The sequence below is a fragment of the Mycobacterium sp. IDUB_3 genome, assembly GCF_055419585.1.
Genome location: NZ_JBVAXZ010000001.1, coordinates 1374624 through 1390008, shown reverse-complemented (window position 1 = coordinate 1390008; position 15385 = coordinate 1374624). Strand labels below are relative to the sequence as shown.

The window sequence follows — 15385 nt, the reverse complement described above, 5'->3', positions numbered from 1 at the left end:
GATTGGACACGATCTGTTTGCAGGTTCTCTTGGTGGCTTTTCCGCCGCGCGAGTTAGCCGTAGCCTGATGTGAAGCGGATCACAACCCGGCTGGAGGCCTCGATGCGGATAGCGGACGTCTTGCGGAACAAGGGCGCGGCGGTGGTGACCATCAACCCGGACGCGACGGTTCGCGAGCTGCTTGCCGGGCTGAGCGACCAGAACATCGGCGCCATGGTCGTAGTCGGTGACGAGGGCGTGGTCGGCATCGTGTCCGAGCGCGACGTGGTGCGCCAGTTGCATACGCACGGCGCCAGCGTGCTGTCGCGCCCGGTGTCCAAGATCATGACGTCGATGCTGGCCACATGCACCAAGACCGACGAGGTCGACGCGATCAGCGTGTTGATGACCAAGAATCGGGTGCGGCACGTGCCGGTGCTGGACGGCAAGAAGCTGATCGGCATCGTCAGTATCGGTGACGTGGTGAAGTCGCGGCTGGAAGAACTCGAGGCCGAACAGCAGCAGCTGCAGTCCTACATCACCCAGGGCTGATTGCCCGCTTCCTCCGCACGCCGCTGCACGGCCTGCATCGTCAGCGGGCGGGGCTGATTGCCCGCTTCCTCCGCACGCCGCTGCACGGCCTGCATCGTCAGCGGGCAGGGCTGATTGCCCGAGCGCCCACTAGCGCCAGGAGTAGTCGGCCCGCAGCCGGGCGGCAACCGCATCGAAGATCTCGCGATCCAGGATGGCGCCCTCGCGGCGAATGCCCTCTTCGGGCACGTCGAGCACCCGGTCGAGTCGGACCCAGCTTGGCCGGCCTTCGTAATCCCAAGGGCCGGAACCGATTCCGATCCAGTCGTGATCCGCAGCGTGGCGCTCCTGGCTGGACACCATCAGTCCCAGCAGGACGCCGCGGTCTCGTCCCACCACCAGGACGGGGCGGTCCTTGCCGCGGGTGGGGTCGTCCTCGTAGACCACCCATGTCCAGACGATCTCGCCGGGATCGGCCCGGCCGTCCAGGCTCGGCGCGTACACCAGCTTGCGGGCGCGGTGCGCGGTCGGGAGGCTGCCGCTGGTCACCGGCCGGCCGGTGACGGGAGCCTCGGCAGGGGGCGGCGCCACCGCCGCGATGACGTTCGCGGTGATCCGCACGGCCTGCTGCAACTCGCGCAGCACGGTCTGGGAATTCTGCACCTGCCGGACCAGGCGCGGAGCCCCGTTGAAGACGAGATTCTCCGCGAACCGCTGGAACGTCCTCCACTGGGATTTGCGGGGGGACGCCATATTCGCAGCATAGACGCGAGCGGCGGGGTGCGATTGTGTCCAAGTAGGTTCCAGCGGCCCTGTCTGGATACGCTGGACATACCCGCGAACCGCCCAAGAAACGGCCGCGACGCGCCCCACCAAGCTTGCACGCACCAGGAGATTCCCATCAGCAGTTTCGCCGACAAGACCTTCACTGCGCCGGCGCAGATTCGGAATTTCTGCATCATCGCCCACATCGACCACGGCAAGTCCACGCTGGCCGACCGGATGCTCCAGCTCACCGGCGTCGTCGACGAGCGGTCCATGCGCGCCCAGTACCTGGACCGGATGGACATCGAGCGCGAGCGCGGGATCACCATCAAGGCCCAGAACGTGCGCCTGCCGTGGAGGGTCGGCGAGACCGATTACGTGCTGCACCTGATCGACACCCCGGGCCACGTCGACTTCACCTATGAGGTGTCGCGCGCGCTGGAGGCCTGCGAGGGCGCGGTGCTGCTGGTCGACGCCGCGCAGGGCATCGAGGCGCAGACCCTTGCCAACCTCTACCTGGCGCTGGACCGCGACCTGCGCATCATCCCGGTGCTGAACAAGATCGACCTGCCCGCCGCCGACCCCGACCGCTACGCCGCCGAGATCGCCCACATCATCGGCTGCGAGCCGAGCGACGTGCTGCGCGTTTCAGGCAAGACCGGGGACGGCGTCGCGGACCTGCTCGACCACGTGGTGCGCGAGGTGCCGCCCCCGCAGGGTGATGCTGACGCGCCGCTGCGGGCGATGATCTTCGACTCGGTCTACGACATCTATCGCGGTGTGGTGACCTACGTCCGGGTGGTCGACGGCAAGATCACCCCGCGCGAACGCATCGCGATGATGTCCACCGGCGCCACCCATGAACTGCTCGAGGTCGGCATCGTCTCGCCCGAGCCCAAGGCCAGCGACGGCCTGGGCGTGGGGGAGGTGGGCTACCTGATCACCGGCGTCAAGGACGTGCGCCAGTCCAAGGTGGGTGACACGGTGACGGCGGCCCGCCGCGGCGCCACCGAGGCGCTGACCGGATACCGCGAACCCAGGCCGATGGTCTACTCGGGCTTGTATCCGGTGGACGGCTCTGATTACCCGGATCTGCGTGACGCCCTGGACAGGCTGCAACTCAACGACGCGGCCCTGACTTACGAGCCGGAGACGTCGGTGGCGCTGGGTTTCGGATTCCGTTGCGGCTTCTTGGGTCTGCTGCACATGGAGATCACCCGCGAGCGCCTGGAGCGCGAGTTCAACCTGGACCTGATCTCGACGTCGCCCAACGTCGTCTATCGCGTGGTCAAGGAGGACAACACCGAGATCGTGGTGACCAACCCGTCGGACTGGCCGGAAGGCAAGGTTCGCGAGGTCTACGAGCCGGTGGTCAAGACCACGATCATCGCGCCCAGCGAATTCATCGGCACCATCATGGAACTGTGCCAGTCGCGCCGCGGCGAGCTGGGCGGCATGGATTACCTGTCACCCGAACGGGTCGAGCTGCGCTACACGATGCCGTTGGGCGAGATCATCTTCGACTTCTTCGACTCGCTGAAGTCGCGCACCCGCGGCTATGCCAGCCTGGACTACGAGGAGGCCGGCGAGCAGGAGGCGCAACTGGTCAAGGTCGACATCCTGCTGCAGGGGGAGGCGGTTGACGCTTTCAGTGCGATCGTCCACAAGGACGGAGCATCGGCGTACGGCAACAAGATGACCACCAAGCTCAAAGAGCTGATCCCGCGCCAGCAGTTCGAGGTTCCGGTTCAGGCCGCCATCGGATCGAAAATCATTGCGCGCGAAAACATTCGCGCGATCCGCAAGGACGTGTTGTCTAAGTGCTACGGCGGTGACATCACCCGTAAACGCAAGCTTCTGGAAAAGCAGAAGGAAGGCAAGAAGCGGATGAAGACCATCGGGCGCGTCGATGTGCCGCAGGAGGCGTTCGTCGCGGCGCTGTCCACCGACGCCGCGGGGGACAAGGGCAAGAAGTAGCCATGCGGATACGGGGGATGGCGACGATGCTGATGGCGATCGTCGCGTTGGCGACGGGCTGCGGTGGCGTCGTGGCGGGCACGGCGAAGCCGGCACCGAACCTGAAGCCGCGGCCGCTCAGCGGCGCGACGGTCAAACAGGTGCTGCTCGACGGCCCGACGCTGTCGCGGATGCTCAATCAGACCTTCGTGGCGCGCGACCCGGCCGAATTCGGCGGGCCAGAAAAGCTGTATCAGGTCAAGCGATCGATGTCGCAGGCCGGTTGCCTGGGCGTGACGGCGATGCTGCAGCAGGGTGTGTACCGGTCCGCCGACGTGAAAGACGTTGCGTCGGAATCGTGGTGGAACAACGGCCAGCCGGCGCAGGTGATCGTGGTCGAGGAGGGAGTGGTCACGCTTCCCTCGGCCGCGCAGGCCCAGGAGCTGTTCGCGCAGTTCTCCCAGCAGTGGCAGCAGTGCAACGGCATGACGACGTCGGAACAGAGCGGCCCGATCAGCACCACGAACGTCATCAGCGATGTCCGCACCACGGATTCCACCATCGCGGCCACCAAAACCGCGACGTCGGTGCTGCCCAACATGCCGCCCCTGCGGCCCACCCCGCAGGCGCGCGCAATCGGCATCCGGTCGAACTGCCTCGTCGAGGTTCAGGTGGTCTTCTTCGGCGGACGGCGGTCCTCCGACCCGGGATCGGCCGACATCAATTCCAGCGCCATCGACGTCGCGCACGCTCTGATGGACAAAGTCAGCGCCCTGGGCTGACGTCGCGCCGGGCGCCGGGAAGGGCAAGCAGCCATGTGAAAAGCAGCTGGCGCTCGCTGGCCGCTTTGATTGCGGTGCTGCTGGCGAGCGGGTGCACCGAAACCACCGCCGGCACAGCAAGTCTGGCGCGAAACGCGGGGCGGGTACCGGCCATCAAACGGGCCTTGTTCGACGGTACCGCGCTGGCAAGGCTGCTCAACCAGCCGTTCCAGCCCTACCCGCACTACTCGGAGTTCGGGGGCATCGACAAATTGGGCACCAATTGGGATGACGGGCGGCCCGCCGACTGCATCGGAGTCGTTCACCTGATGCAGCGGGCCACGTACGGCTCCGCGCCGCTACAAGACACGACCGCCGAAATGTGGGTGCACAAAGGTGATTCCGTGAAGATCGACAGCGTCCAGGAAGGCATCGTCGCGTTGCGGACGGCCGCGGACGCCGGCACGTTATTCGCCAAGTTCGCCGCACAGTGGCAGAAGTGCGACGGGACCACGCTGAGCGTGGAGCCCATCGATGTATGGGGCTCGGACGCCATCTCCGACGTACGCGTCCTGGATTCGGTTGTCGCGGCGACGGTTTCAATGGGGTCCGGCCCGCACGGGGGTTTGAACGCAATCCCGACGGCCCGGGCCCTGGGCGTCAAGGGGCCTTACTTGGTCGAGGTCACGGTCGAATTCGTGCCCATTTACGGTCCAGGAGATGCGGGTAACGCCGACATCAACACCACCGCCATCGACCTCACCCACGCGCTCATGGACAAACTCAGCGCACGCGGTTGACGCGCCCTACATCGGTGCGTTCGCGGGCTGGAACATCCCGGAGCCGTCGGCTTCCTCCTCGGCGCGGATGACGTGTACCACCGCGTTGATGAGCGCCAGGTGGGTGAACGCCTGCGGGAAGTTGCCCAGCTGCCGGCCGGTGCGCGGTTCGATCTCCTCGGCGTAGAGGTGCAGCGGGCTGGCGTAGGACAGCAGCCGCTCACACAGGCGCTTGGCGCGCCGCACCTCGCCGATCTCGACCAGCGCCGACACCAGCCAGAACGAGCAGATCGTGAAGGTGCCCTCCTCGCCGGACAGCCCGTCGTCGGTTTCCTCGACCCGGTAGCGCAGCACCAGGCCCTCCTGCGTGAGTTCGTCGGCGATCGCCAGGACGGTGTTGCGCACCCGCGGGTCGTCGGGCGGCAGGAACCGCGTCAGCACCACCAGCAGCAGCGAGGCGTCCAGCGCGTCGCTGCCGTAGCGCTGGGTGAACACCCCGCGCGAGTCCACGCCGTGCGCCAGGATGTCGTTCTTGATCTCCTCGGCGATCCCCCGCCACTGCCGGGCATAGCTCTTCTCGCCCTGGCGTTCGGCCAGCTTGGCCCCGCGGTCGAGCGCCACCCAGCACATCACCTTCGACGACGTGAAGTGCTGCGGTTCCCCGCGCACCTCCCAGATGCCGCGGTCGGGCTCGCGCCAGTGCGTGATCGCCTCTTCCACCTGCTTCTTCAGCACCGGCCACAACGTCTCCGGGACCTGCTCGCGTGACTTGGCGTGCAGGTAGAAGGAATCCAGGATGGAGCCCCAGATGTCGTGCTGGATCTGGTCGTAGGCGCCGTTGCCGATCCGCACCGGGCGGGCGTGGTCGTAGCCGGACAGGTGGTGCAGCTCCTCTTCGACCAGGCTGCGTTCACCGCCCACGCCGTACATGACCTGCAGCGGGTGCCGCTCGTTGTGGTTGGCGCCGGAGACGTCGGCGATGAAGGCGAAGAAGTCGTCGGCCTCGCGGTCCAGGCCCAGGGTGTACAGACCCCACAATGCGAACGTCGAGTCGCGCACCCAGGCGTAGCGGTAGTCCCAATTGCGTTCGCCCTGCGGCGTTTCCGGCAACGAAGTGGTGCTGGCCGCCAGCAGCGCGCCGGTGGGCGAATAGGTCAGCCCCTTCAACGTCAGCGCACTGCGCTGCAGGTACGCCCGCCACGGATGATCGGGGAAGTTGCCGATGTTGATCCACTGCCGCCAGCACTCGGTGGTCTGCCACATCTTGTCGGCGGCCTCTTGGTACGTCTGCGGCGCCGGGTGCTTGGTCCAGCTCAGGGCGACGAACACGTCGTCGCCCTCTTTCATCCGGGTGCGCGCGCGTGCCTCCCGGCCTTCGAGCCCGATGCGCAGATTGCTGGTGAGTCGCAGCGTCGGGTGGGCGTCGGGTTCTCTGGTGGCGCGTGCGACGGCCTCGCCGTACGCGTTGGCGGAGTACTCCCAGGTGGCGCCGACCCGGTGGTAGTCGAAGGCCGGCTCGCAGCTCATCATCAATTCGACGGTGCCGCTGACGCAGCGCACGGTGCGTAGCAGGATGTGCTCGGCATCCCAGTCCATCGGGGTGCGCCGATGCGTCCGCGACCGCCGCTCCAGGTCGTGCCAGGGGCCCATGACCAGCGCGTCACGCACGATCAGCCACCCGGTGTGGGTCTGCCAGGTGGTTTCCATGATGAGGCTGCCGGGAAGGTACCGGCGGGCTGACGGCACCGAGACGCCGTACGGCCCCAGCCGGAAGTGACCGGCGCTGCGGTCCAAGATCGCGCCGAACACGCTGGGGGAGTCCGGCCGGGGCACGCACAGCCATTCCACCGACCCGGCCGGGGAGATCAGGCAGGTGGTTTCCCAGTCCGACAGGAACGCGTAGTCAGCGATCGGCGGGAACGGGTTCCGTAGGGCGGCGCTGGGAGCGAGGGGCCCGGGCGTGCGCAAATCGATGGACGACGACATCGACGCTGCGGAGGCGGCTTGATAAGCGTCCTCGGGCATGGCGTCGGCCGGCTGGTCTTCGGGTTGGGCATGCAGAACCATCTGGACATCATTGCTGTTCAGCGATCCCGCGTCCAACGTTTCGGCGAGCTGGCGTGGCGTGCGCCCATCCGCTGCGGCTGGCCTGCTTTTCGATCACCGTGACGTTGATGCCGGCGTCCGCCAGGCCATGCGCCGGTCTTCACACATTGGTCTTCGCCAGCCGCGCCGAATAGGGTGAGCCCCGTGAACGCGTTCCTCAACTGGTGGGACGGCAACGAGCTGTGGCTTTCGGGGCTCCCTTTCGTCCTGCAGGCCATGGTGGTGGTGCCGGTCGTGCTGGTGGTGGCCTACGCCACGGCGGCGGTGCTGGATGGCGTGCTCGGCGAGGGCATCGAGCTGATGCGCCGTGCCCGCCACGCCGACGGGACGCCCGAGTAACGCCCATGCCCCGGTCGCACGTCACGCTCGTTCTCGCCATCCTGGTGGCGCTGGTGGTCGTCACGTGGTTGGTGACCCATTTGATGCACCACTAGCCGACGTCGCCCGTTTGCTCAGCCACCGTCGCGGTGGCGGGAACCCCGATTCCTGTTAGGCTTCCCGCCATGCGCGTGGCATGTGGCGTTCCGGGGTGCTATGCCCTCGTGCACTGTTGTCGCTGACTCCCAAACCCGTGCGCGGTCTGGTCTGGAGTTTTCGAATTCTCCTGAAGTTCTAGGTGCCTATCCGCAGACACGGGACCGAAATCCCATACGTTCTGCATCGGAAGGCCCTCAATGGACATCAGGACCGCATTGCACTGGCGGCCCGTCCTCACCCTTGCCCTAATTGCCGGCCTCGCCGCCGGATGCCACGGCGGGGCCAGCGATGCCGTCGGCGGCGGTGGGCTGTCCGACGCGCGCACCAGCATCACGCTGGTCGCCTACTCGGTCCCAGAACCGGGGTGGAGCAAGATAATTCCGGCGTTCAACGCCTCCGACGAGGGCAAGGGCGTGCAGGTGGTCACCTCCTATGGGGCCTCCGGCGACCAGTCCCGCGGCGTCGTCGACGGCAAGCCGGCCGACGTGGTGAACTTCTCCGTGGAACCCGACATCGCTCGACTGGTCAAGGCCGGCAAGGTTTCCAAGGACTGGAATACCGACGCCACCAAGGGAATTCCGTTCGGCTCGGTGGTTACGCTGGTGGTGCGGAAGGGCAATCCGAAGAACATCAAGGATTGGGACGACTTGTTGCGGCCGGGCGTCGAGGTCATCACGCCCAGCCCGCTGAGTTCCGGATCGGCCAAGTGGAATCTGCTCGCGCCGTACGCCGTCAAGAGTGAAGGCGGCGCCCACAGCGACGCCGGTGTGGATTTCATCAAGAAGTTGGTGACCGAGCACGTCAAGCTGCGTCCCGGATCGGGGCGGGAAGCCACCGATGTCTTCGTGCAGGGCAGCGGTGACGTACTGATCAGCTACGAGAACGAGGCCATTGCCACCGAGCGGGCGGGAAAGCCGGTCGAACACGTCAACCTGCCGCAGACCTTCAGGATCGACAATCCGGTTGCCGTGGTCAACACCAGCCCGCACCTGGATGCCGCCGTCGCCTTCAAGAACTTCCAATACACGGCCGCGGCCCAAAAGGTCTGGGCGCAGGCCGGTTTCCGCCCGGTCGATCCGGCCGTCGCCGCCGACTTCCGGAACCGGTACCCGGTGCCGGCGAAGCTGTGGACCATCGCCGACTTGGGCGGCTGGGCCACCGCGGATCCGCAGCTGTTCGACAAGAACACCGGCAGCATCACCAAGATCTACACGAAGGCCACCGGATGACGGCCATCACGCCGGATCCGCTGGCAATCCGGCCCGAGCTCAGCGGTGACGCGCCACCGGGACCGCTTCCCGGGCGCGGCCGCGGGACCACCGCCCTTCGCGTCGGGGCGGCCACGGTGTGGCTGTCGGTGATCGTGTTGCTGCCGCTGGCCGCGATCGCCTGGCAATCCGCGGGTGGCGGCTGGCACACGTTCTGGCTGGCGGTCTCCTCCAATGCGGCGGTCGAGTCGTTCCGGGTGACCCTGACGATCTCGGCCGGGGTCACCGTGCTCAACCTGGTGTTCGGCCTGGTGATCGCGTGGGTGCTGGTGCGTGACGACTTTCCGGGCAAGCGACTGGTCGACGCGATCATCGACCTGCCGTTCGCGCTGCCAACCATCGTCGCAAGCCTGGTGATGCTGGCGTTGTACGGCAACAACAGCCCGGTCGGCCTTCACCTGCAGCACACGTCATGGGGTGTGACGGTGGCGCTGGCCTTCGTCACGCTGCCGTTCGTGGTGCGTGCCGTCCAGCCGGTGCTGCTGGAATTGGATCGCGAAACCGAGGAGGCCGCGGCGTCGCTGGGTGCCAGCGGCCCGAAGATCTTCACTTCCGTGGTGCTGCCGTCATTGCTGCCCGCGTTGTTATCCGGTGCGGGCCTGGCGTTCTCACGGGCGATCGGCGAGTTCGGATCCGTGGTACTCATCGGCGGTGCGGTGCCGGGCAAGACCGAAGTGTCGTCGCAGTGGATACGCACCCTGATCGAAAACGACGACCGCACCGGTGCGGCCGCAATTTCGATTGTGCTGTTGGCCATTTCGTTTGTCGTGCTGCTCATCCTGCGCATAGTGGGCGGGCATGCGGCCAAGCGAGAGGAGCTGTCCGCATGACATCGTCAGCGGGAGTTCGCTATTGGTTGCGGTTCATCGCGCTCGGATACGTCTTCGTGCTGCTGGTCGTTCCGGTGGCGTTGATCCTGTGGCGGACATTTCAGCCCGGGCTCGGCCAGTTCTACGCCTGGGTGAGCACCCCCGCGGCGATATCGGCGCTGAACTTGACGCTGCTGGTGGTGGCCATCGTGGTGCCCCTCAACGTCGTCTTCGGAATTCCCACGGCATTGGTGCTCGCGCGCAACAGGTTTCGTGGCAAGGGCGTGCTGCAGGCGGTCATCGATCTGCCGTTCGCGGTCTCGCCCGTCATCGTCGGCGTCGCGTTGATCGTGTTGTGGGGGTCGGCCGGCGCGCTCGGGTTCGTGGAGCAAGACCTCGGATTCAAGATCATCTTCGGCCTGCCCGGAATCGTGCTCGCCAGCATCTTCGTCACGTTGCCATTCGTGGTGCGCGAAGTGGAGCCGGTGCTGCATGAGCTGGGTACCGACCAGGAGGAGGCGGCGGCCACCCTGGGTTCGGGCTGGTGGCAGACCTTCTGGCGGATCACCCTGCCGTCCATCCGGTGGGGTCTGACGTACGGCATCGTGTTGACCATCGCACGTACCCTGGGGGAATACGGTGCCGTGCTCATGGTGTCGTCGAACCTGCCGGGGAAGTCGCAGACACTGACATTGCTTGTCTCCGACCGCTACAACCGCGGCGCGGAGTACGGCGCCTACGCGCTGTCCACGTTGTTGATGGGAGTTGCCGTGCTGGTGTTGGTTTTCCAAGTGGTGCTCGACGCGCGCCGCGCACGAGCGGTTAAACAGGCCTGACGAGGGGAATGACCGTGACCGACGCCGGCACAAATCGCGACCTCGCCATCATCGTGCGTGACGCCAACAAGCGTTATGGCGATTTCGTCGCTCTGGACCATGTGGACTTCGTCGTGCCCACCGGCTCCCTGACGGCGCTGCTGGGTCCCAGCGGTTCGGGCAAATCGACACTGCTGCGCACCATCGCCGGGCTCGACCAGCCCGACACCGGAACCGTCACGATCTACGGTCGTGACGTGACCCGGGTGCCGCCGCAGCGCCGCGGCATCGGGTTCGTGTTCCAGCACTATGCGGCGTTCAAGCACCTGACGGTCCGCGACAATGTGGCCTACGGGCTCAAGGTCCGCAAGCGACCCAAAGCCGAGATCAAGGCCAAAGTCGACAATCTGCTCGAAGTGGTGGGGCTGAGCGGGTTTCAGGCCCGCTATCCCAACCAGCTGTCCGGCGGTCAGCGACAGCGGATGGCGCTGGCGCGGGCGCTGGCCGTCGATCCGCAGGTGTTGCTGCTCGACGAGCCGTTCGGCGCTCTGGACGCCAAGGTGCGGGAGGACCTGCGCGCGTGGCTGCGGCGCCTGCATGACGAGGTGCACGTGACCACGGTGCTGGTGACCCACGACCAGGCCGAGGCACTGGACGTCGCCGACCGGATCGCGGTGCTGAACCAGGGGCGCATCGAGCAGATCGGATCCCCGACCGACGTCTACGACGCCCCGGCGAACGCGTTCGTGATGTCGTTCCTCGGCGCGGTTTCCACCCTGAACGGGACCCTGGTGCGGCCGCACGATATCCGGGTGGGGCGCAATCCCGAGATGGCGATCGCCGGCGGGGACGGCACCGCAGAATCCGTCGGGGTGGTGCGCGCCGTCGTCGACCGGGTGGTCACGCTGGGATTCGAGGTGCGGGTCGAGCTGACCAACGCCGCCACCGGCGGCTTCTTCACCGCCCAGATCACACGCGGTGACGCCGAGGCGCTGGCACTGCGCGAGGGGGACACCGTGTACGTGCGTGCCACCCGTGTCCCGCCGATCGCCCTCGAGGCCGCAGCCGTCGCCCGCCGCGCAGATCAGGCCGATGAGGACCAGAGCACGCTGACGTCGGCCTGACGGCCGGATTCGTCCTATTGCGCGGCTACGACGCGTGCAGCCCGCATTCGGTCTTGGCACGTCCCTGCCAGCGTCCGCTGCGCGGGTCGGCGCCCGCCAGCGGCTTGGCGGTGCAGGGCTCACAGCCGATCGATGAATAGCCTTCGTAGATAAGCGGATTGACCAGCACGCTGTGCTCGTCGATGTAGTTCTGCACGTCCTCGTCGGACCACGTCGCCATCGGGTTGACCTTCACCAGCCTGAAGCCCTCGTCGAAGCCGACCACCGGCGCGTTGGCCCGCGTCGCCGCCTCCGACCGGCGCAGTCCGGTCACCCACGCGGAGTATCCGCGCAGTGTCTTGCCAAGCGGCTCGACCTTGCGCAGCCGGCAGCACTCACCAGGGTCCCGCGCGAAAAGGTCCTTGCCCATCAGTTTGTCCTGCTCGGCGACGCTGTGTTCCGGAGTGACGTTGAGCACCCGGATGTCATATACGGACTCGATCGCATCCCGGGTGCCGATGGTCTCCACGAAGTGATAACCCGTGTCCAGAAACACCACCGGAACGCCCGGACGCACCTTGGCCGCCAGATCGACCAACACGGCCTCCTGCATGCTGGAAGCCACCACGTAGTTGCAGGTGGCCCAGCCGCGCGGTCCGTTGATGCCGCCGAACGTCTCGTCAGTCCAACGCAATACGTCGGCGGCGCTGGCACCCTGAAGCTCGGCCGCCCCGCGGGCGGCAAGCGCACGCAGTTCGGCTTCTGAAAGTTTGGTCGTTCGTTCGCTCATCGCAAATCGTCCTCGTCTGCCCTCATAGCCCACTGCGCGAAACGTTCACCCTCGCCGCGATATTTCAGGAAGTTGCGTGTGACCCGCTCGATGTAATCACCGAGCTCGTCGCTGGTGACTTTGTGCTGGCGCAATTTTCGCCCGAAGCCGCTGTCCAGGCCCAGGCTGCCGCCCAGGTGCACCTGGAAAGCCTCGACCGAGCCGCCCGCACCGTCGTCGACCATCTGGCCCTTGAGACCGATGTCGGCGACCTGGATGCGGGCGCATGAATTGGGACAGCCGTTGAGGTTGACGGTAAGCGGCACGTCGAGCTGCTCATTGATGTCCGCGAGGCGGCGTTCCAGCTCGGGCACCAAAGACTGCGCCTTGACCCGGGTTTCGGCGAAGGACAACTTGCAGAACTCGATCCCGGTGCAGGCCATCACATTCCGGCGCCACTGCGACGGCCGCGACTGCAGGCCCAGCGCCTCCAGGCCGGCGATCAGCTCGTCGAGCTTGTCGTCGGGCACGTCGAGGATGACCAGCTTCTGATAGGGGGTGAGCCGGATCCGGTCCGAACCGGCCCGCTCGGCGAGGTCGGCCACCGCGGTGAGGATGGTGCCCGACACCCGGCCCGCGATCGAGGCGACGCCCACCGCGTTGAGGCCGTTCTTGAGCCGCTGCACGCCGACGTGGTCGATCGGGTGCGTCACCGGCTCGGGCGCCGGGCCGTCGATCAGCGGACGCTTGAGGTACTCCTGTTCGAGAACTTCACGGAATTTTTCTATGCCCCAGTCCTTGATCAGGAACTTCAGCCGCGCCTTGGCCCGCAGCCGCCGATAACCGTAGTCACGGAAGATCGACGTCACCGCGTGCCACACTTCGGGCACCTCTTCGAGCGGCACCCAGGCGCCGACCCGCTGTCCCAGCATCGGGTTGGTCGACAGCCCGCCACCGACCCATAGGTCGAGCCCGGGGCCGTGTTCGGGGTGGTTCACGCCGATGAACGCGATGTCGTTGACCTCGTGCACCACGTCCTGCAGGCCGGAGATCGCGGTCTTGTACTTGCGCGGCAGGTCGGCGAAGTCGGGCTGGCCGATGTAGCGGCGCACGATCTCGTCGATCGCCCAGGTGGGGTCGAGTACCTCGTCGAGCGACTCACCGGCCAGCGGTGAACCCAGGATCACCCGGGGGCAGTCCCCGCACGCCTCTGCCGTCTGCAGGCCGACCTCGGCCAGCCGCCGCCAGATCTCGGGGACGTTCTCCACCTCGATCCAGTGGTACTGGACGTTTTCGCGGTCGGTGATGTCGGCGGTGTCGCGGCCGAATTCGGTGGAAATCTGGCCCACGGTGCGCAGCGCGGCGGCCGACAGCGCGCCGCCGTCGCACCGCACCCGCATCATGAAGTACTTGGCTTCCAGCAACTCGGCGTTGTCGTCACCGGTGAACGTGCCGTCATAACCCTGTTCGCGCTGGGTGTACAGGCCCCACCAGCGGAAACGCCCGCGCAGGTCGCTCTTGTCGATGCTGTCGAAGCCGTTCTGGGCGTAGACGGTCTCGATGCGCTCCCGCACGTCGAGCGGGGCGCCGGCCTGCTTCATCTCTTCGTTCGGGTTCAGCGGCTCACGATTTCCCAGTGCCCATTGGCCCTCGTTACGGGGCTTCGCGGCTCCGGCGGTGGTCATCGGGAAGTTCTCTCCTTTTAAAAGATCGCCAGCGCGGCCAGCACAGTTCACCGGCACTTTTGGGCGGCGCGGAACCGTCGGCCAGCTGGAGACACAGGGGGCCTGGGTCTACCACGTCAAGGCAGACAGATACAGCTGCAAACGCGCTTGAGATCAATGTGCCGTCGCGCCACGAGCACAATGTGCGGGCTGGGCCGGTCGACAGTCACGCCACCATTGTGCCACGGATGCCGAAGGGCCAGGCGAGCAGGTCAAATCTTGGCTCACGGTGATTAAAACTACCGGGCAACTCTGGGAGATCCACCCGCGTAGCCCGAGAAATTCATGAGACCCTCGGCGGCGGGCCGTCGTTCTCGGCGGAATCGCGCCCCGGCGTCGCCGCGTTCGTCGTGGGATCATTTGGCATGGCCATTCGCGAGGAACTGGTCGACCTGCCCGATGTCCGGCCGGTCGCCGGGCAACCGTTTGGCATCTATGTGCATGTACCGTTCTGCATAACACGTTGCGGCTATTGCGATTTCAACACCTACACCCCGGCCGAGTTGGGTGGCGTCAATCCGGACGCCTGGCTCAGCGCGCTGGGGAAGGAACTGGAACTGGCGGCCGCGAGGTTGCAGGCGCCCCCGGTGAACACCGTGTTTGTCGGCGGCGGGACACCCTCCCTGCTGGGGGGCCCGCGGATGGCGACACTGCTGGGGATGGTGCGCCAGCACTTCACGCTGGCACCCGATGCCGAGGTCACCACCGAGGCCAACCCCGAGTCGGCATGGCCGGATTTCTTCGACGCCATCCGTGCGGCCGGCTACACCCGGGTATCGCTGGGGATGCAGTCGGTGGCGCCGCGGGTGTTGGGTGTCCTCGACCGTATCCACACGCCGAACCGGTCCGCGGCCGCCGCCCGCGAGGCGCTGGCCGCCGGCTTCGAGCACGTCAGCCTCGATTTGATCTACGGAACTCCGGGGGAGTCCGACGACGACCTGTTGTGCTCGGTCGAGACCGCGATAGAGACCGGCGTGGATCACGTGTCGGCCTATGCGCTGGTCGTCGAGGAAGGCACCGCGCTGGCCCGGCGAGTCCGGCGCGGCGAACTGGCCGCACCCGATGACGACGTGCTGGCCCACCGCTACGAGTTGGTGGACGCGCGGCTGTCCCGCGCGGGATTGTCCTGGTACGAGGTGTCCAACTGGTCGCGGCCGGGCGGTGAATGCCGCCACAATCTCGGCTACTGGGATGGTGGCCAGTGGTGGGGCGCGGGGCCGGGCGCGCACGGCTATCTCGGTACCACGCGCTGGTGGAATGTCAAGCACCCCAACGCCTATGCGGAACGGTTGAGCGCGGCGGCGCTGCCGGTGGCCGGATTCGAGCAGCTGGATGCCGACGCCTTGCACACGGAAGACGTGCTGTTGAAAACTCGTCTGCGCCAAGGGCTCCCAGTCGAATTGCTGAGTCCTGCCGAGCGCGACCGCGCCGAGGGCGTGGTTGCCGACGGGTTGCTGGTGTCCGAGGGTGACAGGCTGGTGCTGACTCCGCGCGGACGGCTGCTGGCCGACGCCGTGGTGCGAACGCTATTGGGGTAGCGGCG

14 protein-coding genes and 1 pseudogene are annotated in these 15385 nt (G+C 66.6%); 10 read left to right on the top strand and 5 right to left on the bottom strand.

The annotated features are described in order from the left end of the window. Positions 1-102: 102 nt before the first annotated feature. Positions 103-531, top strand: coding sequence for a CBS domain-containing protein (locus ACZYVJ_RS06050; protein WP_112630874.1), 429 nt, complete (start codon positions 103-105; stop codon positions 529-531). A 129-nt stretch (positions 532-660) separates the two neighbouring features. Here the strand turns inward: ACZYVJ_RS06050 and ACZYVJ_RS06045 are convergent, their stop codons facing one another. Beyond that, positions 661-1263, bottom strand: a complete 603-nt coding sequence (locus tag ACZYVJ_RS06045; RefSeq protein WP_463830190.1) for a type II toxin-antitoxin system PemK/MazF family toxin — start codon at positions 1261-1263, stop codon at positions 661-663. On the opposite strand from ACZYVJ_RS06045, the pseudogene lepA reads away from it, so the two are divergent. The 3 genes and pseudogenes from lepA (at position 1245) to ACZYVJ_RS06030 (ending at position 4792) form a co-directional block, all read left to right on the top strand. Next, positions 1245-3252: pseudogene (gene lepA, locus ACZYVJ_RS06040) on the top strand (translation elongation factor 4). The gene ACZYVJ_RS06045 and the pseudogene lepA overlap by 19 nt on opposite strands. A 2-nt stretch (positions 3253-3254) precedes the next feature. Next, positions 3255-4013 (top strand): sensor domain-containing protein, encoded by a 759-nt coding sequence (locus tag ACZYVJ_RS06035; RefSeq protein ID WP_463830189.1) that lies wholly within the window; start codon positions 3255-3257, stop codon positions 4011-4013. 35 nt (positions 4014-4048) lie between these two features. Next, positions 4049-4792 carry a sensor domain-containing protein gene (locus ACZYVJ_RS06030; protein WP_463830188.1) on the top strand — a complete coding sequence of 248 codons (744 nt, stop codon included), beginning with the start codon at positions 4049-4051 and terminating at the stop codon, positions 4790-4792. Between the two features lie 6 nt (positions 4793-4798). Here ACZYVJ_RS06030 and ACZYVJ_RS06025 read toward each other — a convergent pair whose 3' ends face one another. Then, entirely contained in the window at positions 4799-6757 is a 1959-nt protein-coding gene (locus tag ACZYVJ_RS06025) for a glycoside hydrolase family 15 protein (protein WP_463832862.1), read from the bottom strand. 255 nt (positions 6758-7012) lie between these two features. Here ACZYVJ_RS06025 and ACZYVJ_RS06020 point away from each other — a divergent pair, with 255 nt between their 5' ends. From ACZYVJ_RS06020 to ACZYVJ_RS06000, 5 genes are all read left to right on the top strand, one after another. After that, a complete protein-coding gene (locus ACZYVJ_RS06020; RefSeq protein ID WP_463830187.1) occupies positions 7013-7216 on the top strand; it encodes a hypothetical protein in 204 nt (67 codons plus the stop codon). A 335-nt stretch (positions 7217-7551) separates the two neighbouring features. Beyond that, positions 7552-8583, top strand: a complete 1032-nt coding sequence (locus tag ACZYVJ_RS06015; RefSeq protein WP_463830186.1) for a sulfate ABC transporter substrate-binding protein — start codon at positions 7552-7554, stop codon at positions 8581-8583. Further along, positions 8580-9452: a sulfate ABC transporter permease subunit CysT gene (gene cysT / locus ACZYVJ_RS06010; protein WP_463830185.1), complete on the top strand. Its 873-nt coding sequence runs from the start codon at positions 8580-8582 to the stop codon at positions 9450-9452. The genes ACZYVJ_RS06015 and cysT overlap by 4 nt, the downstream gene beginning before the upstream one ends. Continuing rightward, positions 9449-10267, top strand: coding sequence for a sulfate ABC transporter permease subunit CysW (cysW, locus tag ACZYVJ_RS06005; RefSeq protein ID WP_463830184.1), 819 nt, complete (start codon positions 9449-9451; stop codon positions 10265-10267). The genes cysT and cysW overlap by 4 nt, the downstream gene beginning before the upstream one ends. 8 nt (positions 10268-10275) lie before the next feature. Beyond that, positions 10276-11370 carry a sulfate/molybdate ABC transporter ATP-binding protein gene (locus ACZYVJ_RS06000; RefSeq protein ID WP_463830183.1) on the top strand — a complete coding sequence of 365 codons (1095 nt, stop codon included), beginning with the start codon at positions 10276-10278 and terminating at the stop codon, positions 11368-11370. Between the two features lie 25 nt (positions 11371-11395). On the opposite strand, the gene ACZYVJ_RS05995 is transcribed toward ACZYVJ_RS06000, so the two are convergent. From ACZYVJ_RS05995 to ACZYVJ_RS05985, 3 genes are all read right to left on the bottom strand, one after another. Continuing rightward, positions 11396-12139 carry a phosphoadenylyl-sulfate reductase gene (locus ACZYVJ_RS05995; protein WP_463830182.1) on the bottom strand — a complete coding sequence of 248 codons (744 nt, stop codon included), beginning with the start codon at positions 12137-12139 and terminating at the stop codon, positions 11396-11398. Beyond that, the gene (locus ACZYVJ_RS05990; RefSeq protein WP_463830181.1) at positions 12136-13803 is read right to left on the bottom strand and encodes a nitrite/sulfite reductase; all 1668 of its coding nucleotides are present in this window, start codon (positions 13801-13803) and stop codon (positions 12136-12138) included. Before ACZYVJ_RS05990 ends, ACZYVJ_RS05995 begins: the two co-directional genes overlap by 4 nt. Before the next feature lie 116 nt (positions 13804-13919). Continuing rightward, complete coding sequence (locus ACZYVJ_RS05985; RefSeq protein WP_350494663.1) at positions 13920-13976, bottom strand: Ms4527A family Cys-rich leader peptide; 57 nt, start codon at positions 13974-13976, stop codon at positions 13920-13922. A 231-nt stretch (positions 13977-14207) separates the two neighbouring features. On the opposite strand from ACZYVJ_RS05985, the gene hemW reads away from it, so the two are divergent. Further along, positions 14208-15380 (top strand): radical SAM family heme chaperone HemW, encoded by a 1173-nt coding sequence (gene hemW / locus ACZYVJ_RS05980; protein WP_463830180.1) that lies wholly within the window; start codon positions 14208-14210, stop codon positions 15378-15380. Positions 15381-15385: the final 5 nt, after the last annotated feature.